The 21,599-nt window shown below is 44.7% G+C and carries 15 protein-coding genes, 1 tRNA gene and 1 pseudogene; 8 read left to right on the forward strand and 9 right to left on the reverse strand.

Annotated features, from left to right (window positions below; all coding sequences use genetic code 11):
- Position 1: 1 nt before the first annotated feature.
- The 3 genes from Xenpb_RS00600 to Xenpb_RS00610 form a co-directional block, all read right to left on the reverse strand.
- Positions 2–412, reverse strand: coding sequence for a hypothetical protein (locus Xenpb_RS00600; protein ID WP_187652625.1), 411 nt, complete (start codon positions 410–412; stop codon positions 2–4).
- On the reverse strand, positions 409–6,189 hold the full coding sequence (locus Xenpb_RS00605) for an RHS repeat-associated core domain-containing protein (protein ID WP_255522978.1): 5,781 nt from the start codon (positions 6,187–6,189) through the stop codon (positions 409–411). Before Xenpb_RS00605 ends, Xenpb_RS00600 begins: the two co-directional genes overlap by 4 nt.
- Positions 6,190–6,255: 66 nt before the next feature.
- Entirely contained in the window at positions 6,256–6,846 is a 591-nt protein-coding gene (locus Xenpb_RS00610; protein ID WP_255522979.1) for a hypothetical protein, read from the reverse strand.
- A 207-nt stretch (positions 6,847–7,053) separates the two neighbouring features.
- Between Xenpb_RS00610 and Xenpb_RS00615 the strand changes: the two genes are divergently transcribed.
- The gene (locus Xenpb_RS00615) at positions 7,054–7,374 is read left to right on the forward strand and encodes an RHS repeat protein (RefSeq protein ID WP_187652626.1); all 321 of its coding nucleotides are present in this window, start codon (positions 7,054–7,056) and stop codon (positions 7,372–7,374) included.
- Positions 7,375–7,420: 46 nt separating this feature from the next.
- On the opposite strand, the gene Xenpb_RS00620 is transcribed toward Xenpb_RS00615, so the two are convergent.
- On the reverse strand, positions 7,421–7,855 hold the full coding sequence (locus Xenpb_RS00620) for a hypothetical protein (protein WP_187652627.1): 435 nt from the start codon (positions 7,853–7,855) through the stop codon (positions 7,421–7,423).
- On the opposite strand from Xenpb_RS00620, the gene Xenpb_RS00625 reads away from it, so the two are divergent.
- From Xenpb_RS00625 to Xenpb_RS00655, 7 genes and pseudogenes are all read left to right on the forward strand, one after another.
- Positions 7,832–8,152, forward strand: a complete 321-nt coding sequence (locus Xenpb_RS00625; protein WP_187652628.1) for a hypothetical protein — start codon at positions 7,832–7,834, stop codon at positions 8,150–8,152. The two genes, Xenpb_RS00620 and Xenpb_RS00625, sit on opposite strands and share 24 nt — an antisense overlap.
- Before the next feature lie 258 nt (positions 8,153–8,410).
- Positions 8,411–10,168, forward strand: a complete 1,758-nt coding sequence (locus Xenpb_RS00630) for a type VI secretion system baseplate subunit TssF (RefSeq protein ID WP_187652629.1) — start codon at positions 8,411–8,413, stop codon at positions 10,166–10,168.
- A 44-nt stretch (positions 10,169–10,212) separates the two neighbouring features.
- Positions 10,213–12,249: a type VI secretion system Vgr family protein gene (locus tag Xenpb_RS00635; protein ID WP_187652630.1), complete on the forward strand. Its 2,037-nt coding sequence runs from the start codon at positions 10,213–10,215 to the stop codon at positions 12,247–12,249.
- On the forward strand, positions 12,249–13,028 hold the full coding sequence (locus Xenpb_RS00640; protein ID WP_255522980.1) for a DUF4123 domain-containing protein: 780 nt from the start codon (positions 12,249–12,251) through the stop codon (positions 13,026–13,028). Before Xenpb_RS00635 ends, Xenpb_RS00640 begins: the two co-directional genes overlap by 1 nt.
- Before the next feature lie 37 nt (positions 13,029–13,065).
- The gene (locus tag Xenpb_RS00645) at positions 13,066–14,478 is read left to right on the forward strand and encodes a hypothetical protein (RefSeq protein WP_187652632.1); all 1,413 of its coding nucleotides are present in this window, start codon (positions 13,066–13,068) and stop codon (positions 14,476–14,478) included.
- Position 14,479: 1 nt separating this feature from the next.
- Positions 14,480–14,908 (forward strand): hypothetical protein, encoded by a 429-nt coding sequence (locus Xenpb_RS00650; protein WP_187652633.1) that lies wholly within the window; start codon positions 14,480–14,482, stop codon positions 14,906–14,908.
- 365 nt (positions 14,909–15,273) lie between these two features.
- Positions 15,274–15,582 (forward strand): annotated as a pseudogene (locus tag Xenpb_RS00655) (integrase core domain-containing protein); the annotation flags it as partial.
- Positions 15,583–15,716: 134 nt separating this feature from the next.
- Here the strand turns inward: Xenpb_RS00655 and Xenpb_RS00660 are convergent.
- From Xenpb_RS00660 to aspA, 5 genes are all read right to left on the reverse strand, one after another.
- Positions 15,717–15,792: transfer RNA gene (locus Xenpb_RS00660), tRNA-Phe, on the reverse strand.
- A 129-nt stretch (positions 15,793–15,921) separates the two neighbouring features.
- Positions 15,922–16,494, reverse strand: coding sequence for a transcriptional regulator (locus Xenpb_RS00665; RefSeq protein WP_187652634.1), 573 nt, complete (start codon positions 16,492–16,494; stop codon positions 15,922–15,924).
- Between the two features lie 18 nt (positions 16,495–16,512).
- Positions 16,513–18,243 (reverse strand): protein-disulfide reductase DsbD, encoded by a 1,731-nt coding sequence (locus tag Xenpb_RS00670; RefSeq protein WP_187652635.1) that lies wholly within the window; start codon positions 18,241–18,243, stop codon positions 16,513–16,515.
- Positions 18,244–18,439: 196 nt separating this feature from the next.
- The gene (locus Xenpb_RS00675) at positions 18,440–19,741 is read right to left on the reverse strand and encodes an anaerobic C4-dicarboxylate transporter (RefSeq protein WP_187652636.1); all 1,302 of its coding nucleotides are present in this window, start codon (positions 19,739–19,741) and stop codon (positions 18,440–18,442) included.
- Between the two features lie 140 nt (positions 19,742–19,881).
- Positions 19,882–21,306: an aspartate ammonia-lyase gene (gene aspA / locus Xenpb_RS00680; RefSeq protein ID WP_187652637.1), complete on the reverse strand. Its 1,425-nt coding sequence runs from the start codon at positions 21,304–21,306 to the stop codon at positions 19,882–19,884.
- Positions 21,307–21,599 lie beyond the last annotated feature (293 nt).

Consider the following 21,599-nt stretch of genomic DNA (forward strand, 5'->3'; position numbering starts at 1 on the left):
ATCAAAAATCTTGCAGCCTTTCCTCAATCGCTAGGATAATTTTTTCAGCCTTGAGAGATGAAAAAGGAATAGCATGTTTGGCAAATTTCTCCGCAGCCATACGCACAGCTTCGCGCAATGCACCCACAATAAACTCGCGGATACCTTCACCATCGGTCACACTTTGTGGCACGGCGATTTGTATTACCACACCTTTTTCTTTTTTGGAAAAATAGCCATATTTAAAACCCTTAAAGTCCGGTTTTGATATTGAACCAGGTACGATAAAGACAGGATTGATAAAAGCCTCTTTCCCGCTATTATAATCTTTATCCCTTTCTTCTCTTGCAACACCTGATGTAGTGCGCAATGCCAGTTGAATTGAGGAACCATCAAGTTCTGGCCCTTTGTAATGGCTTCCAATCGTTATCATTTTTCACCTTTTGCTCTTCTGGTGGCTTTAGCCCAAGGTTCTTTATTCAGGGGGCCCGGATTTTGGGTAACCAGATCACGTTCCTTTTTTAGCATATCAGCACGAGTACCAGAATCAATTTCTCTGATTTCTTTATCTTCCATATATTTCTTTGTATATCGATTACTTGGATTTTGCGAAATCCCGTATTTTAAAAATTCGTCTTTATCCGTTGATAACTCATAAAGATAGGCCGGTTTTGGTGAATGTTTTGAGTTGCCGTGAATGGCTTTTACAGCCGCCTTCCCACCTTTTCCAGCCGCCTTTCCGACAGGCCCGAAAATCCCCACTCCCGCAGCAGCAATGTTTGTCCATGCCGGGTCTTGGTAGGCTTCGTAGATCCCTTTAATTCCACCAACGATAGGCGTGTAATCCGCAACCGTGCTTGCCACTTCCCCCCATTGTCCTGTCGGGTCGATAAGGTTGACGGGATCGTTGCCGGTATAGGCATAGAGATTCAGGCCACCCTCTGTTCCCGCGGGGTCCGTCTGCAAAAAGCGACCAAGAGAAGGAGAGTAATAGCGTGCCCGGTTGTATGACAGGCTGGTTTCAGGGTCAATACGCCGACCGGCAAAGCGGAAAGCCGCATTATCATGGCCTGAGCCACTCTCTAACCCATAGGCTGTATAGCCATGTTTTTCTATGACCTCACCTTTCGCATTTGTGAGGGCAATGGTCGAGCCTAAGGCATCCTGAAAATAGAAATTATGGCCACGCGCTGTAATATCAGTAACCACTTCATCAAGGTCGGCTCCATAGATATAGGCGCCGCTAAAATTGGCTGTGCCAGTACCACTAAACACCGCCATTTCCTGATCACCGATACTGAGATAGGCATAAGTGGTTACTACATTATCTTTGATGACCTTTTTAGTCACACGCCGACTCAGCGCATCATAACCAAACCCAATCTTTATATCGGCTTTTTCAGCGCTAACAAGCCTGTTTTCCGTATCATATCGGTAAGTCCAAACCGCATCGTTGATCAGGTTGCCACGCTTATCATATTCAAGAACCGAGCCATTGACGGTCATATACTGGTTAAGATTGTTACTCTTATAGGTTTGACTTGAGTCGGGTAGCGCTGCGGGTGCAAAGCTTTTATCTGAAAGGCTTACGCGGGTTTTCTGGCGATCAGCGTTGTACTGATAACCTATGTTGAGCTGCGAGCCGTTCCACTGATGGGATATAGTTGTAGGCAGGTTTGCCTGATTATATGTCAGGTTCTTTTTTGCAAGAGGCTGTTGAAGATCACCATAAACCGCAACAGTACGCCTGCCTGCCGGATCATAGCCATAGTGAACAAGGGGGGTTGCGGCTGTTGGCGGGCCTTGATAAACCCCAGTCATGCGGTTCAAGGCATCATAAACATTGGAGACATTAAGCCCACCCGCAAGGGAAGGCAGGGCCATAGAAAAACGATTGCCATTATTATCAAGCGTGAATTGCGTAGTGCCGAATATTGCCGTTGTTTCAGAGGTGGTTCTCCCTGCCGTATCATACGCGTAAGAAACGGCAAACTCCGGATTGGCACTGGGGGTCAGGGAGAGAATTCGCCCGCTATAATCATATTCATAACTGATAACAGACTGATTATCCGGTTTTTTTCTTATGATCCGGTCAAGATTATCGTATTCATACCAGATTTGGCTTCTATCGCGGCGCTGGAAAACAATGTCTTTCCCCACTGCATTGAACACGTGCATATCATAAGAACCATCAGGGTAATGGAGTTCAGAGTGGCGTTCAAACGCGTCATATTTATAGTTGGTTGTGTTGTTGTTGGCATCAGTCAGTGTTACGAGGAGACCTCCCGGGGTATAACTGCGGGTTTCCCGTACAATAGCGCCAAGATTTTTCGTGATCGAGGCATCATGATGGTTCGCAATTTCATCAGTGATCTTGATGGGGCGTGAAGCAGCATCATAGGTTGTGCGGGTAAGCCGCCCCGATGATGATGTTACTGTATCAACACGGTTTAAGAGATCATAAGCTGTCGTCGTTGTTTTGCCATCCGGCTCAGTGACGATAAGCGGGTTATTGGCCACATTATATTGTGTTTTTGTGACAAGAAAGGGCGATGCGGCATCACCGGTTGCAATTTTTGTCTCACTCAGATTGCCATTAGCATCGTAAACATATTGGGTAATGCCAAGTCCCTGTGGAGCGGTTACTTGCACCAAACGTCGCTCAGTATCGTAAAGAGAGTTGGTTATAAAACCTTTTGGATCTTTTTGTGCTGTTTTATTGCCAATAGCATCATAAACATAGGTTGTAGCCAGGTTTAAATGCCCTGCCCCCGGATCTATTATTGTTGAGATGAGATCAAGCGTTCGCGTGTCATAGGTATTTTGGATTACGCGTCCTTCTGGATCGGTTGTCGTTAAAGGCAAACCCTGGGCGTTATAGGTGGTAAGGGTGATGGGGGTATGTGCGTCAGCTACGCCGGGTTTTGAGACCTCAGGCTGCGTTATTCGGGTAAGGTTGCCTTGTCCATCATAGTCATATTTTGTCACTCTGCCTAAAAAATCAGTATGAGTGAGTGGCAGGGAAAGAGCGGAATAGGTCCATCTTTCAGTAATCGGCTCGGCAGGTTTTCCGGTTAGAGCATCAATAGATTGTGGGGTCGGGGAAATGGTTTTTGTTAAAATATTAGCTTTATCATCATAAGTAAAACTTTCTGATAACCCACGAGGACCAACAACTTGTGTACGCAGCCCTATACCGTTATAGGTATAACGTGTTGCAGCCCTTGTTTGGTTAAAGTCAGTTATCAGGTTGCCATTTCTGTCGTAATAAAAAACACGACTATTACCGAGAGGATCGGTTTCTTGTGTTCGGGTCTCATTGGCAAAGAGGTAATGCCAGACATTGCCAAAAGGATCGGCCTGGGTTTGAATGCGTCCTGAGTGGTCATAGGTGTTTCGGACAGTGGTTGTTTCAGGGAAGGCGGGGTTATACATGGTCGTGATCAGACCTAAACCCTCATAGCCATAGCGATAGGTGGCGTTAAGCGTGTTTTTAAAGTTTAGCAGGTTATCTTTTCCGTCATAACCATAGCTTACTGAACGGAAACCGTCTGAAACCGATATTAGCTGATTATTACCATTATAGGAAAACTCCAGATTCCGCCCCATGCCATTGGAAACGGTTTTTAAATTTTTATTTTTTCCTGTACCTAAATAGGTAAAGGTCACCGTATTTCTGTTTTTATCCTCCCAGGACTGAATATCCCCCTCTTTATCAAAGCGTGTTACAACGCCGGTTTTATCCGTGATGGTAACGGCATTTCCCTCTCCGAGGGTCAAGGTTGAGCCATCACCGGGCGGGGGAACAAAGGCAACACCTCCAGAGGAAGTTGGAATTTTAATAAATTTTCGTGTTCCCTCATTCGTTTGAACGGTGATGGCATTATCTACCAATTGATCCATCAACCAACTGCCAATGATTGAGGAAATCGCCGTATTAGTCAGTGTCGGATCGGTTTCCAGATCATGTATGATTTTTGTGGCAACAATAGATGTAACGGCGGCTAAGGGGTTGTATTGCCCGAAGGCTTCATAAGGGTCGCTGTCACGTTTGGCGCTCAGCATGAAATTATGACGCCATCCATAGCCAAGTGCGGTTTTTGTGTCTTTTTGACCTGAGTTATAGCTGCGGGTCAGTGTAAGCCCGAAAGGATAGGAGGCAGATCCTGTGCTGATATCCGCATGATCGTAAAGAAAATAGCCACTGCGAAGATCGATAGGGTCAACACTTTTGAAAGCCTGATAGGCTGATTGAGCACTTGCCTTGACCATATTCCATTTATCGCTCATCCAGGATCTTTGTTCAGAGGCAAAACCCCCTTTAAACCCGCCACTGATTTTATATGAAATAAAGTGTGTTAATTCTGTTCTGTCATTTTCCAGCAGATAATAGCCGTTTCCACTCCAGGCATTGACGGCGCGTGAGCCGTTTTGTGGTACAAATACTTTACGATTATCCCCTCCTTTTTCCGTCAGATAGGTTTCCATATCAGCAAGAGATGAAGCATCCCAATTAACCAGGAGGTGTTTGGCTGAAGGCCAATTTTGCGGTGTTGCTTCAAGAAAACCAATACCGCTTATATTGGAGTAGTCAAACATGCGCGAAGTTGAAACAGCCTCTATTTCCTGAAGTTGTTTAACACTGCTGGATTCAAGGGAACTTTCACGAATGGCGCTGTTGAATGCAGCACCAACAAAATCATTCGGAGAAAAAGAGAGGTTTTTAGCGGCATTACTTGCAAGTTGGATGGGAAAATCTACATAGGCGCTCCCGTTATAGCCGGCAACCCCTACGGAAAAATGGCGCTTTGCATTAAAACCATTAAGGTTGGCGGCAAGCTGATCCGAATTGATAGACTGGCTTAAATAGGCATACCCGACAGCGGCAAGGCCTGCTCCCAGTACAGCTTCAGAAGTATCGGCCTTTCCCGCAGTCTGTGCACTGGCGGCTGCATTTTGATAGTGGGTGAGCGTATCACGACCAATTTCACCAGCAGCCAGAATAATGGAATAGGTACCTCCTGTTTTGACAACATTTCGCCCTGTATAGTTATCATAGCTAGCGACATAGGGGGTTGATAGTGCTGTAGTGATGAGTTGCGTTGCTGTTTTTGTTGCACTTCCTGTGGCAATAACAGTGCCATCCAATGTCAGAACAGGCTGATTGGCGTTGTTATAGTTTAAAGTCAGACGCTTGCCCGATATCTGATCGGCGTAAAACGTCATATTGATAGAGGCAGGAGATGATGACGTATCAGAAATTTTTACTGTAAAAGCACTTTTAAGCGCATTCGGTACGGGTGAACAATTTTCTATTTCTGTACAAAGCGTGCCGGGAGCAGAAAAAAACGTAAGATAGTTTGTGTTTGTGATCTTGCGTCCGCCAAAAATCTCTGCCATGGATTTGGAGGCGTGTTTTTTACGGATCTCATTGGCGAGTGTTTCTGCGTAGGCATTGAGTTTTGCCCGGATATTGTCTCTATTCAGATTTCTGATCGAATTAATATTGACAGGTACGCCGGAAATGGAAGAAGAGCCTTTTGTTGCGGCAGTTAAAAATTCCTCTCTGTTGAAGCCCATAGTTGATGCTGCATTGATGGGTGTAAAGTTTTGGTATGATTTAAATGATGGATCTAGTTGGTAGGTTTTACCACCGTGTGTGACTTCCGTCCAAACTTGCTGAAGGTTAACTATTTTTGCCTGCCCGCCAGTCGTAACACACTGGTTATTACTTTCTATCTTCACACAGGCAGGGATACCACTATTTGCAAGGTTATTTACCAAAAGAGTGGCATTATTCTCGACACCAAGCAGATTGGCTATCATTTCAGCCGGGATCGTTGTGACACCATAGCGATAATCAGCCTTGATACAAGACTGTCGCAAGAGTGTGACAAACAGGGCATTCTGATCCATGTTATTGCCGCGTCGATCAAGGAAAGTACCCAGCGGGCCTTTCTTCAGGCCGAATGTCGGCGAATAATCAATACCGTAATAGACATATTCATAAATTAGTTCGAGATCGTAATTAAGTGCGCGCGCGAGATCCCTGATTTCTGGATCGGTTGGCGGAGGCGTACAAGCTAATGCGTTAGTAAGATTTGATGTTGCTTGAAATGGGGCTTTTGTCGAAGCAAGACTTGCAAAAGAGACGAGAAAAAAGAGTAAAGCTAATGAAATTTGAGACAAGAATTTAAGAAGTTTATTCATGATAAGCAATCCTTGTTAAAAAACTGCCGAGTGCAGAATAAAATAACTTCATGGCAACATTTAGATTTAGTTAGTTAAAATTTCTTTATTTGCACGTATTTCAGGCACTTCTACAGTTGTAATCTGCGCAGGCGAGGTTTGGTTTTTTTGAATAATTACTGTTGTGGCTGTTCCTGGATCGTCGGTATTTTCTGAACGTTTTATCATAGAGGAAGATTTAGGAGCTAAATCAGCACGTTTGAAGCCATACTTTGTGATAGCCCCTACAGGTGGTTCATGACCTATCACTGCATCGACATTGAGCTTCAGCCTGCCTTTTTCCCCGGAATATTCCTGTGCTTTGGCGTGTTGTGATCCATATGAAGGTAAAGAAGAAGGCGGAATAACACGTTTATTAAGATATACAGCCGCTTCTTGCGGTGTGACAGGCGGCATATTCAGCATTCCGACCGAGGGGGGAACCGAGTTTGTGGACGTTTCAGCGAAAGCGCTATTCCCCAAGCTCGTAAATAAGAACATCCCTCCAAAAAATGGGATTAGATATAATTTTTGAAACATATCGGTATACTCCCCAAAAATTTTTCTAAAAATAGATAAAAAATATTTTGTTAAAGAATTGAATTTTGCTTCTGAAATGTAAATCAATATGTTGTTCAAAATACATATATCCAGTGACATTTAATGAAATTTAAATAAATGATAAAAAAATCAAAGATCATTAAATTACAATTAGAAAAGTACTATTATGATAAATGTTATTATTATTCCATGAATTATTTAAAACAGTGTGAAATATTACGTTAAAGAGATATTTTTAACTTTATATTTTTTTGAGAAAATACAATTTTTATAGAGGGACATAAAATGTTAAAAAACAGGTGCAAACCATTCATTAGAACCATAACAACGATCATAACATTTGCCTTGATAAATTTTATAACTGTTCCATCGCTTCAAGCCAATATGATTGAAATACAGAGTATTGAACTACAAAATATCGAAATACAAGATATCGAAATACAAGGTACTGAAACACAAGATACTGAAATGCAGCGTACTATCACATATACCTATGACAGCCTTGGGCGTCTCATTTCAGATACAACAGATCAGGTAAGTACAAATAAATATGACTATGATCCTGCTGGAAATCGTCTCTCGACATCAACTAATCAGCAAAAATAGAAAAAATCGATACTGGTTATAGAACTTCACAAATGACTATTTTGCCTTAATGCTGTTTCAGTGAAAATAATACAAGCTGGGGAAAACCACCACTCTTACCATATTGCATGATATTTGAATGGCTAGGGACACAGACTTGGGGGGAGACATTGCGGGCATGATAAATCAGATATGAAGCATGTTTGCCGAAGAAGGTTATATTTTTCCGACGGTTGGGGAAAATGTACCTACAGCAAATGGCGGCATTGAAGGAGTGGATTGATGAACTCAATACGATGCTGGAGGAAAGTTTCAAAAATAATGAAATCTGCCAACGGCTGGCCACCCGTTCTGGGTATTGGTCACTCTGCTCGCCATCTGTTTTGGCCAAAATCGTTTTGATATCTCCCTGATTTTGGCGCTCTCTGAATTGGTGGGAGCCTATAGTCGTATCCCAATGTTCCCAATGCAATCTATAGTGGGTAAAAACGCTTTTGTACATGTTGCCCGCCAGTTTTCGATGTTGGGAGCTGATGAGTCAGAAGAAACCGGTCATGTTGACAGTCATATCCATAATTGTGACTTGGTATTCCTGTTTCTGGGGGATGGTCAGGATTATATCGGCTTGGAAGTAGAAGTCGATCTTGGGGGAGATACTCGCCGTGTGCACAGCCCAGCCAGCGTTTTTATCTCAGCTGGAGTGGCCCACTCCTACCGCTTTATTCGTGGTTGCGGAACCTATATTAATTTTGTCCATAAAGGCGCTTACCATGAGAGTATGTTGGAGGTAACTCATTGAAATAATTTAATAAAAATGCAAAATCTTACGATCTCGTGAGGGGAAAAATCACCTATCCTGTCATCCTTACTTTTGCCTGAATTCCCGTGCAAATTCCGCTAATACCCTCATATTCGGCCAAAATCAGACAAAACTTGGATTTAATTGGTTAATTAATTTTATTGATAAATAGGTACAATAAACCACCTTTACAGACTGGATAGCCGTTTTCGTTCAGTACAAACCGCTCCCTGACAGATAAAACGTAAGTGAAATTCAATGAAAAACAACAAGGAATCGCTGTACCTGCGAGAACGCGCCTATCTGCGGGAACTGGCACAGCGCGTGGCGAAAGACTCGCCGCATTTGAGCGATTTTCTGGAGACTGCCCATGATCCCGATATTACGAGTCTTTTTGAAGCCTTTGCTCTGTTGATTGCCAACTTGCGGGATAAACTGGAAGACGATCTTCCCGAAATCACGCACGGTATTCTGTCCCGTATTTGGCCGCTGGCGTTGTGTCCCCTTCCTCCCACCACGATAGTGCAGTTCTATCCTGCCGATGGTGAGCATCAGGGCACCGCTGATATTCCGGCAAGCACGTCCGTTTCTGCTCATCTGAACGGGCAGTTACTGACCTTTAAAACCTGTCGTCCGCTGCATATCGAACCCTTGGTTGTACAACAACGCACGGTGAAAAAAACCGGCACCCACAGTGAAATCATACTGATCCTGTGTCAAACCGGCACAGCGTCCCCGGTCTGGCAAAGTGGTGCATTAACTTTTTTCCTCGGCACTGACACGGAAAAAGCCGCACAGCTTAGCCTGTGGCTGGATCAACACTTTTGTGATGTCAGCCTGAGAACACAGGGAGAGCAGCGAAAACTGGGCGGTTTCCCTTATGGCTGGCATGATCTGTTTGATAATCCGGTGCTGCCTATGCCAAAGAATACGTATTCCGGCTTGCAACCTCTGGTGGAGTATTATGCACTGTCCCAACAGTATAACTTTGTCACGCTGGATATCAGCAAAAGTTGCACAAAAGTACCACTGAATGCGGACGGCACGTTTGAGCTGATTTTTCGTTTCGAGGGCGAATTGCCGCTGGATAATGTCGATGATGCTTTCAGACTGGGCTGTGTTCCGGCCATTCATCTGGAAAACCGGGTAAGCTCAACCATTGTGCTGGAGGCAGGCAACCACTGTTATCCCCTGCTATTGGGGGAGTCGGTGAGGTTGTTCCGGCTGGGTGATATTGAGGTCGTGCAACAGCCTGATGACAGTCAGCAACGTGGTACACCTTATCACTGGCTGCCGATTGAACAGTTTACCCCCGCCGGGCATTTTCTGGATGACGACCGGCAACCCGACACGTTTTACTACCAACTTCAGACTGAGCAGGATTTTCTGGGCAGAATACAGCATCGGTTGCACTTTTTTGATTTGACGGGCAAACCGGCAAACAACTTACCTGCCATTGAGGTTTCGTGTTATTTCACTGGCTACCATGAACAGGCGCCGGGATTAACGCAAGAGACCATTACCGTGACGCAAGAAGGCTCACCGTCTCATCTCAGCATACACAATATCACGCCGGTCACCACCGATTACCCGCCACTGTTGCAGGAAAATAGCGGCTGGCCGCTGCTGTCCTGCCTCTCCAGTCCGCCGATGATGCTGTTTGCCACCGAAAGCCTGAAACAGTTTCTCCGGTTGTTTGACCCGTATGCCGACACACATCGCCCACTGAGCCGCCAGTTCCGCCAACACATTGACGGCATTGTGCAGGTGGAAGAGCGTCTGACCGACCGGATGCGGCGAGGCCGTCCCATTCGCGGGCATTTACTCTCACTTACGCTGAACCCTGATTGTTATCGTAATCTGGGAGAAATGTATCGCTTCTGCCGGTTAATCAATCAGGCGCTGGCCTGTTTTATCACCCGGTCTGCGTTTGTCATGCTCGAGATTTTCACCCCGGATAGTCACAAGGTGCTATGGCAGTTCTGGCATGTCGACGGGTTACGTCCGGAAATGTAATGGATTAAGGAACGCATGACGTCAACCATAAGGAAAACATTAACATGAAAAGTGGATTACGCTTTGTCTGCCACATCGCCGGTGTGCCGGAAGACACTTTTGCTGTGGGGGAATTTTCCCTGCAAGAGGGATTATCAGAACTGTTTACCCTGAACATGACACTGGTCAGAACCGACAACTCGAACCCGTTTAAACCACAGGCGGAGATTGATTTGGCCTCATTGCTGATGCAGGAAGCGGTACTGCAAATCTTTCACGGGGCAACCGAGCAACGCAAAGTCACCGGCATCATCTCCCATGCGGACTGGGCAGGTACGGATGGTAATAAGACGCTCTATACCGTGACCGTGCGGCCTGCCTGCTGGCGGCTGACGCTCAATCAGGACAGCCGGATTTATCATCAGCAAAATGTGCCAACGATTTTAAACAGCCTGCTGAAAAAACACCGGGTAAAAGCCGATTCGAAACTCTACGACACCCATCAGGACAGAGAATATGTCACCCAGAAACGTGAATCCGATTATGCGTTTTTCTGCCGATTAGCGGCGGAAGAAGGATTCAGTTTCTGGTTTGAGGATGAAACGCTGTTTTTCAGCGATAGTCACCTTGGCATGACCGCAGGGTTGCCGCTGCAATACCAACCTCAGCCGGAAACAGCCTACGGAACCGATACCATTTATCAGGTGCGACTGGGTGTCGGTATGAGTCCGCAGCGCAGCTTGCACAAAGACTTTAACCCGGAGAATCCGCGCTATCATCTCTCTCATATGCACAGCAGTGAAGGTTTCTGCGATTTCGGCAGCCAGACCCCCTATACCGTATTTGAAAGTTACGGGCGTTTTCAGAAAGATGCTGCCGCCATCCCGTTTTTGAAATACCGTCAGGAAGCGCTGGATAATCAGAAGCAGACCGGCAGTGGCAGCAGTAACTGCATCAAACTGATGCCGGGCAAAATCTTTGAGATAAAAAATCATCCCCATAAGCTGCTGAATGTGCGCTGGCAGGTGGTAGGTATTAGCCACCACGGGCGTTGCCCGCAGGCACTAGGCGACAACAGTGGCGAAGGCACCACACTTTCCAATCATTTCAGTTTTATTTCCGGTCTGGATGATTATCGTCCGCCTTTCCACTACAAACCGCTGGCGGATGGCGATGAAACCGCCATCGTGGTTGGCCCAAAAGGGGAAGAAATTTTCGTCAATAAAGATGGAGCGATTAAAGTGCATTTCCACTGGAACCGCTACGATCAGCCGGATGATGGTGCTTCGTGCTGGGTACGTGTGGCTCAGGGCTGGAACGGTAACGGTTTCGGTTTTATGGCGATACCGCGTATTGGGCAGGAAGTGATTATCTCTTACCTCAACGGAGATATCGACCGCCCCATCGTCACCGGCTGTGTTTACAACGGCCTGAACCGTCCGCCACTGGATTTACCGGCCCAAAAAACCCGTACTACCTTTAAGACCAAGACACATAAGGGTAAAGGCTTTAACGAGCTGCGTTTCGAGGATGCCAAAGACAGCGAAGAAATCTATCTCCACGGTCAGAAAGATCTGACTGCGCATATCGAAAATAATGCCTACTGGCATATCAAGCATGACCAGAAACAACGCATCGATAACAACCGTTACCACGATATCCGCGCCGATGACCATCATCAGGTCGCCGGTTCGCGCAAAATCACTACCGAAGGCGATGTTTCTCATCGAATTGCCGGTAGCCAGCATATTCAGACCGGAGATGCCACCGTGATTGACAGCGGACAGGAAATCCACCTGAAAAGCGGCGGCAAAGTGGTGCTGGAAGCGGCAGCCGAAATCACGCTGAAAGTCGGCGGCAGTTTTCTGAAAGTCACACCGGCTGGCATTTTGTCTTCAATGATTAATGTCGGGCAAGGTTCAGGCGGCAGCGGTCGCGGGGTTTCACTGCAATTACCGGAAGGCGTGGCACCACTGGCACAAGTGGGGCAGCTCCCGATGGCGGAAGCACTCCCGATAACCGAGTTTCCGGCTAAGCCTCCCTGCGCCATTCTCGCACAGCAAGAGGAAAACTGGGTTATCACCGGAGCAGAGGAAGCATGATGGAATCGACTAATTGGAAAAGCTGGTTATCACAGCAGGACAGAGGCGAGTGTTATTTTCTGGTCAACAGTCTGGCGAAACCGAATCCCGTCCAGCTCTTTTACCTCAATGACTGGACAGAGCAGGCATTTCCGCTCTACAGCGGTACACCGATGAATGCCATGCTGGAGCAAAGTCCGTGGCTGATTCAACCCAAAGCCAAGTGCCTGCCGGAACTGGCGCAATTGCTGGATAAACACGCATTCAGTGATGCCAGTTGGGGCTGGGGATATCGCAGCACGCTACCGTGGTCATTTCAGTTAGAACACTGGCGGTTGCATCAGCAGGTGTTGCTGCGTGGTCAGGTTGTAGTGTTGCGGTTGATGGATAACCGTATTTTCACCCCATTGCTGCCTGCTTTGAAACCGAGGGATTGGCGTGAACTGTTAACACCGGTGAATGAGCTGATGATCGATACGCCCGTTCCAGTTTGCTACTACCGCCCAGAAAATTGCCCTCAGGAACTGAATAAGAATTTATTTGTGCTGGGCGATCATCTGATTGAAGCACGTTACTCAACCGATACAACGCTCAAGAATCTGGCTTACACGTTAAGTTGCCAGCTTTGGGAAGAAAACCCTGAATTGGCATTGCAACTGGATGAACCAGAAGGGCAATTGCAAAAAAGTCTTGTGGAGTGGTTAAAACAGGTGAGAGGTGAAAAACAGAACCTGAACAAACTCACCGTTGAACACTTTATTACCGATAACCCACAGGCTGCGCTTAGAAAAGAAATTTAAGGCTAGCTCGCCATTATTTATCATTGAGGAAGAAAAAATGAGTCAGTTAGAACAATCGGATTGCATTAACTGCCTAAGTATATTGAAGCAATGGATTGAATTGCAGCTTGTAGATGAAGAGGGTGAACCATTAACAGGTGTGCCTTATAAATTGAAAAGCCGGGGGAATCCAAGTCTTGAACGAACGGGGATTACGGATGGAACTGGTTTGTTACGAGAAACAGACCTTCCACCAATGCCAGTCATCTTATCCATATCAGCACAACCATTAGCGGATGAAATCGTCAAACGAACTCCTCGTCAGGAAACTGGAGAAGCCAATTCCCATGTTAAGTCAACTGCTATATTGGACAGGCATGAGTACCAATACATCACATTGGGTATGCTTAGTGATGGGTATCCTACAATTCAAGGGTGGGAAGCGCAGGAATTACAAAATTCAGAACATTTCCGTGGTTCTACCTTACAGGGATTGTCAATCCATCAACTTAAGCGACGACATGTGCTGGAAGTGCGGGTAATTCACGGATGTGCATGTGATAGAGATATTACTCTAGCTGAACTGCAAAACATATTACCTCGTGTACCAAGGGTAAGACTTCAAAACAATTTGGCTGCATTTAATGATGGGTTTAATCAATTTGGTTTTACTACATGCCGAGAAAAAGCCCACTTTTTAGCACAAGTATTCCATGAAAGTGGTCAATTACGATACACGAAAGAAATCGGAGGAGAAAATGCATCATATAATCCTTGGTATGGGCGGGGTTTAATTCAACTAACACACAGAGTGAAATATACTCGTTATGGTGAATATATTAACGAAGATGTAACTTCTTCTGATGAAAACCGGGATAAATTACTGTCTTCACCACATAGCGTGCTATCCGCATTTTGGTACTATAAAATATGGAGGAACAATGTCTTTAACTCTTCTCAAGCTGATGATTTTAATAATGTGACTGCTGTTATCAATGGGGGATTCAATGGTTATGACGATAGATTGAATCATTTTAAAAATGCAATTAGGGTATTGAGAGCAGGCCATCTGAATCAATTGTTAAATAACAATGAATTCGAATTTACTCGTAGTTCTATCTACAATCAAAAGATTTATTCTTTTGCATGGGGACTTTGGCATGATCCTGATACAAGACAACGAGGACCGGCGAAGGACAGGGATAAGGCTTTGAATGGATATGAAAGAGCACGAGAATTGCTCACTGCAAACCCTTTCACAGCTCGTGAGTTAGGTGGCGAAACATATAGAATAGCAAGACGTGAAATCCCCGATTATATAAACAGGAGAATTGCAGCCTTAAGAGGAGAAGGAAGAGAAGGAGGAGGAAGAGAAAGAGGAGAAAGAGGAGAAGGAGGAGGAAGAGAAAGAGGAGAAAGAGGAGAAAGAGGAGGAAGAGAAAGAGGAGGAAGAGAAGGAAGAGGAAATTAAAATGAATAAAAAAGTTATTTTTTCTATTTTAACACTATTATCTTTTAATGCGTTTTCTTCTGAATTGTCTAGTGAATTTAGATGTTTGACTTCCGATAATAAAAAACCAACCAATATAAAATTGGTTAATGTTTATTCAAAGAAAGATAATGCCAGCCTTAGCTATGTTAAGTATGAGAAGTCGAATGTTTCTATACCGATTCTTCTCGTTAAAGAAGAGTCTGAAATATTAAGTAAGGATCGACCATATATGAACACAACGGTATGGAATGAAATGATTCAAGGTAAAGTAAATGGAACCTATACTATTACTTCACAGGGAGCAAGAATCTATGGTTTCACATATATAAATAAAAAAGGGAAACAAGTGGATTTTGAGGAGAATTTGGAGGCTTATGACGCAGAAAAAAAAGATTGCATTTGGAAATAAAGACAAACCTTGTTTAGTATTTTGTGGACGCTGTTTCTAAATTTGTGTAATCGCCATTTAAATAAACACCCCCGCCGCAAGCAGCGGGGTATTTAGACATGAAATCACCCGCTTTGCATCGTTCAATTCTCATTTCCCCCTAATTTTTTATTGATATGGTCTAAATATACTCATTTTTCAGCAAATTGGAACAACACGAAAACAAAAGATAATAACATGCAAGGGGATATTTTTCCGGCGGAAATTGCTTATGCGAATCGTCCTAATAGCGATTGGCGTAGGACTATTTTTGATAATAATGGCAAGGATATTTCATAATGAGAAACAAAAAAATTAGCTTTGTTGCTTAGCTTGGGCATGATATTCGGGTTAGCCACTATACCAGCAAAGCGTTCAGACGATTATTGCAGTGTTATGGTATTAAACAAAGCCTGAGCCGGCGTGGAAATTGCTGGGATAACAGCCCGATGGAACGTTTTTTCCGGAGCTTAAAAAGCGAATGGGTTCCTTTGGCGGGATATGCAAATTTTAGAGAAGCTTACCATTCTATTATCCAATACATAACAGGTTATTACAGCCAGCTTCGTCCTCACTGGTATAACAATGGGTTTGCAGTTTCGATTTGTCGTGCGTTTAGTTTCATTATTAAGGGCATCCTTGTAATCGAACGGTAAGTGCCCCGAATTATGCCCTTCGCTGCATCTTGATTGCAACAGACGAAACTAGACCTAAAAATAAGAAAGGGTGTTGATTTTGCTGGGTTTGAGAGAAATTGTTTGACTGGGCTGGACTTCACTGGAAGTTGAAGTGGTGCCCGGAGGCGGAATCGAACCACCGACACGGGGATTTTCAATCCCCTGCTCTACCGACTGAGCTATCCGGGCTAACGGGGCGCATTAAACCGTATTCAGCCCAATCCGTCAAACACTTTCTGCGAAAAAATCATTAAAATTGATTGTTCGCTGTATTTTTATACCAACTTAGTGTGGTTATTCAGCTTGGGCCGCTTTTTATTAACTTAACGCCCCATTTTTTCGGCATTTTGCGATGGTTAGAATATCTTCAGCCAGCAGTTTTGCCGTCAGGACATCTTCAAGATCTCTTTTCACGAGTAGCTTACTTAGACATCCTTCAAGGATAAGCTCCATCTGTTTGGCGACTTGTTGAACATCTTCAATATCGAGTTGCTGCAATAACTCCGTTGAGTAATGAAAGGAGTTTTGTTTTTGCAATTCTGCCAATTGATGGATCGGATGGTCTGCATTAGGGAAAGTGCTGCAAGCCGCGATGAACAGGCAACCCGGATAACGCTGTTCCTGTACTTTTTCCTTGAGAGCATCAAAACGTGCCAATAACTTTTGTTCAGGGTTCAAATCTTCATCCAGCAGGATTTGGCGTTGCCAGATTTCAATCTGTTGGCTGTGGTAGCGTAAGCAGTCGTAGAGCAGGGCTTCACGATCAGGCCAAAAATGTTTTATATGGTCAATATCAATATTCAGGGGAGTTAAAAGTGTCTCCAGTGTTGCTGACAGGCCATGTTGCTCCAATAAGTTCAGGGCATGGCTAAGCACATATTCACGTTGCACGGTGGCTCTCCTTCCAGATTATTTTTGTTGTAAGTGTTGTAGTTGCTGCACATGCTGGTTAAAACGTTCTGCATTCATAAATCCATTGATTCGTGAATCGATTAACTCTTTTCCTTGAATATCAAAGAACAAGATAGTGGGCAGTCCTCTTACCTGCAATTTGTGTAGTAATTCTTTCTGTTTTGGCCCGTTATCTGTGACATCTGCCTGTAACAGGAGGAATTGACTCAATTGTGCCTGTACTTGTGGATCACGGAAAGTATATTTTTCGAACTCCTTGCAGGCCACACACCAGTCAGCATACAAATCCAACATAATCGGCTGATGGCGATTTGCGGCTAAAATTTGGCTTAATTCTTGCCAGTCACTAATTTGTTGGAATTTTATTGCTGTCTTTTGCTGTTCTGCCGTAGGCATTCCCCACATCCAATCTTGCAAGGGGCGTGAAGCGATAAGTGCCAGAGCCAGCAAGAGAATTTGTAAAACACGCAGCCAGCCGTTTTTGCTGTTTAATGTTAATGCGAAAGCCCATCCTAAGAACGCAACCGCCAGCATACTCCACAATCTGATGCCCCATGTGTCACCAAGAACGCGCTCCAGTAAGAATACTGGCAGAGCCAGAATAATGAACCCGAAGGCTTCTTTAACGTATTGCATCCACGGGCCGCTGCGAGGCAGGAGTTTGTGGCCGAATAATGTGACAGCGATAAGCGGTAACCCCATACCCAGTGCGTAAAGATAAAGAGTCAGGCCGCCAACCAGCGTATTACCGCTTTGGGCGATATAGAGCAAAATGGCGCTGAGTGGTGCAGTAGTGCAGGGAGAGGCAATCAACCCGGCTAAGGCACCCATACTAAATACGCCAATATAAGAGCCACTTTGCTGTTTGTTGCTCCAATCCACCAAACGAGTTTGGATAGAAGAAGGAAGTTGCAGGTTATATAGCCCGAACATTGATAGGGCGAGCAAAATAAATAGCACTGACAGTCCGATCAAAATGTAAGGGCTTTGCAGGGCAATCTGAAATTGCAGACCCGCAGCCGCGACGATTAGTCCAAGCAAGGTATAAGTAAGCGCCATTCCCTGAACGTAGCTCATGGCGAGCCAAAATATTCGTTTCAGGCTTTCGGGGCGTTTCTGTCCTAAGATAATGCCGGAAATCAGCGGATACATGGGTAATACACAAGGCGTAAAAGCGATGCCAATGCCAATCAACAACGCCCATAATGGGGAAAATGGAACATTATGTTCTTTGGTTGGGGGACTTTCCTGTTGCAATACTGCGGTTTCATTATTTGATTGGTCTGAAGCAACCACCGCTTGTAATGGTACGCTTAATGTTTCAGGAGGATAACAATAACCCGCCTCTGCACATCCCTGATAAATTATCTCAAGAGAAGCGTCATTGGTGGCGGATAAAATAGGAACATCAATGCGCGCTGATTGGAAATAAACTTCACTCTTCCCAAAAAACTCATCCTCATGATCTATTCCCTTGGCATAAACCATTTCACCCAATGAAGCTTGCTTGGGAATAATCCTGAATTGTTTTCGATAGAGGTAGTAACCGGGTTTGATATCCCAGTTCAGAGTGAGTTTATTTCCTTGTTGCTGAAAATCAAACATGAATGCCTGATCAGCGGGGAGGTAGAGACTTTGCCCCGGTTGTTCAAACAGTGCGTTGGCTTTGAGAGGAGAAAAAGCGATACCGCTGAACAGCAGAAATAACATGAGAATACGTTTCATCATAAGTAATCTTTGGCCTGCCTGTATCGTTAAATTTATTTAGTCAGCACTATAACCGATGACGCTCATAGCAGAAAGCCACTTGATTAATATTAATACAATGCTGTTCTGGGGGGAGAAAAAAGATTTTTACGATGGAGATATTTCAGGGGCGTTACTTGCCCCTGAAATAATATTTTCCAATGTTCGATTAATAAAACTACAAGATCATGCCGCCAAACAGAAAGCCGAATGCGACAGCCAAGACAACGGCAATGGTTCCCGGAATAAAGAATGGGTGATTGAAGACAAAACGCCCAATACGCGTGGTTCCTGTATCATCCATCTGCACCGCCGCAACTAATGTCGGATATGTTGGCAGGATAAAGAGACCGGAAACCGCAGAGAAAGAAGCAATCGCGGTTAATGGCGTAACATGCAGCGCCAGTGCCATTGGCATCAGAGCCTTCGCTGTGGCTGCTTGTGAATAGAGCAACGCTGAACAGAAGAAGAAAATGACTGCCAGCAGCCACGGTTGGGCGTGAATCAGGCTGCCCGCCGTCTCTTTGATCCAGTCAATATTAGCCTGTACAAAAGTATCTCCCAACCATGCAACACCCAAGATACAGATACATGCACTCATGCCCGCTTTAAAGGTACTTGAGTTCAGGATGGCATCGGTATCAACTGAGCAAATGACGGTGGTGAGGGTGGCAACACTGAGCATGATGATGAGAATGGCATTGGTGGTGTTCATCAGCGGTTTTTCAACCAGACCAACGCTCGGGCTGTTGATAATGGCATAGATGACAACACTAATGACTCCCAGCAAGAACAGGAAAACAGACAATTTTGCTTTGGGCTTGATTTGAATTTGGCTGGCACCGCGCATTTCTATCAGATTATCCGCAAGGCGCTTTTGATAAATTGGATCATTAGACAGCCTGGAATCAAAAAGCCATGAAATAATGAATGACATCAGAATGATGGCACAAAACGTTGCGGGTAGTAACACCATCAGCAAGTGAATATAACTGATGCCTTGCTCTTCCATAACTGATGCCATGTAAACGACTGCCGCAGAAATAGGGGAAGCCGTGATCCCGATTTGAGCAGAGACAACAGCGGTGGAAAGTGGCCGGCAAGGCTTGATACCCTGCTCTTTGGCGACTTCTGCAATAACGGGCAACGTTGCCAATGAAATGTTCCCCGTGCCGGCAAATAAAGTCAGAAAATAAGTGACGATAGGTGCCAGGATGGTGATGTATTTCGGATTCCTTCGCAGTAATTTTTCAGTCTGCTGAACTAAATAGTCCAGCCCTCCCGCCACTTGCATGGCAGATATTGCTGCGATAACAGCCATGATAATTGAGATAACATCAAATGGAATATGGCCAGGTTTAACACCAATGGCTGCAAGGATTAATACACCAATACCTCCTGCAAAACCAATACCTATTCCCCCTAATCGTGCCCCCAGTAAAATGGCCAGCAGAACAATAACCAATTCTACGGCTAACATGTTACGTACTCCTTAATTTATTTGATCTTATGAAAACTTATGGTTAATACTTTGTGTTTGCAGACAATTAAAAAGGCACGCTTCCGGTTGGAATGGCGTGCCTTAATAATTAAGACGAACTCGTTATTATAAACATTTAATCAGTCATCAAAACGTTTTGCTTTATAAGTTGGATGTTTTAGGTTCTCAACGGAGAAAATATCATCTAACTGAGCTTCGGTCAGCAAGCCGCGCTCCAGCACAACTTCACGAACGCTCTTACCGGTTTCAGCACAGATCTTGCCCACGATATCGCCATTGTGGTGACCAATGAATGGGTTCAGATAAGTGACGATACCAATAGAGTTGAATACGAAGCTTTCGCACACTTCTTTATTGGCTGTAATACCGTCGATACACTTTTCAACCAGATTACGGCAAGCGCTGCTCAGGATAGACATAGATTCAAACATGGCCTGACCAATCGCGGGTTCCATGACGTTAAGCTGCAACTGACCGGCTTCTGCTGCCATAGTGATACAGGTATCGTTACCAATGACTTTAAAGCAAACCTGGTTAACAACTTCTGGCACAACCGGGTTAACTTTAGCTGGCATGATTGAAGAACCTGCCTGCAATTCTGGCAGATTTATTTCGTTCAGGCCAGCGCGAGGGCCGGAAGAGAGCAGGCGCAAGTCATTACAAATCTTGGACATCTTAACAGCCAAACGTTTCAACGCGCTGTGAACCATCACGTAAGCACCGCAGTCGGAAGTCGCTTCGATCAAATCTTCTGCTGGTTGGCAAGGTAATCCTGTGACTTCGGCCAATTTTTCAATGACCAACTGTTGGTAACCTGGCGCAGTGTTCAAGCCAGTACCGATCGCAGTCGCGCCGAGATTCACTTCCAGCAGCAGTTCTGCCGTGCGGGCGATGTTTTTGATTTCTTCTTTCAACAAAATAGAGAAAGCACGGAATTCTTGGCCCAGTGTCATTGGAACAGCGTCTTGCAACTGGGTACGGCCCATCTTCAGGATATCGTCGAATTCAGCGCCTTTTCTGTCGAATCCTGCTTTCAGCAACTCAATGGATTCAATTAGTTGCATCAATGAGTTATAGACAGCAATACGGAAACCAGTAGGGTAAGCATCATTGGTTGACTGGCTTCTGTTCAGGTGATCATTCGGATTCAGGTACTCATATTCGCCTTTTTTATGTCCCATCAATTCCAGACCGATATTCGCCAGTACCTCATTGGTATTCATGTTCAGAGAAGTACCTGCGCCGCCTTGGAAGACATCAACAGGGAATTGGTCCATACATTTGCCAGTATTGAGGACTTCATCACAAGCTTTGACAATAATATCTGCAACTTTTCCTGAAATAGTATGGAGTTCTTTGTTTGCCAGTGCCGCAGCTTTTTTCACCATGACCATGCCACGAATGAACTCTGGGACATCGTTGATAGTACGGTCACTGATATAAAAGTTTTCAATCGCACGCAGAGTGTGAATACCATAATAGGCATCAGCAGGGACTTCTCGTTTACCTAACAGGTCTTCTTCGATACGAATGTTGTTTGACATGAGAACCTTCTTAAAATTGGATACGTTTTTTTACTGTTCTATTACGTGTTTGTTTAGAATAATGTTGCCGGCGACAATTGCCTTGATATTAATCACTTATCATGGAATTGTGTGCGCGATCATATGTGGATTTATTATAAATGCCTTGAACCTGGATCACTTTATAGTGCTATTTTATTAATGAAATCACATATGTGTGATTGAAGTCACGATTACAGAGATGGAAAGTCAACTCCCTGAAGTATTGAAAACTGTTACTATCATCCCCACATTATGTGATCTAACGCCATATT

It is taken from the genome of Xenorhabdus sp. PB62.4 (genome assembly GCF_014467285.1).
In the GTDB taxonomy this organism is placed as follows: domain Bacteria; phylum Pseudomonadota; class Gammaproteobacteria; order Enterobacterales; family Enterobacteriaceae; genus Xenorhabdus.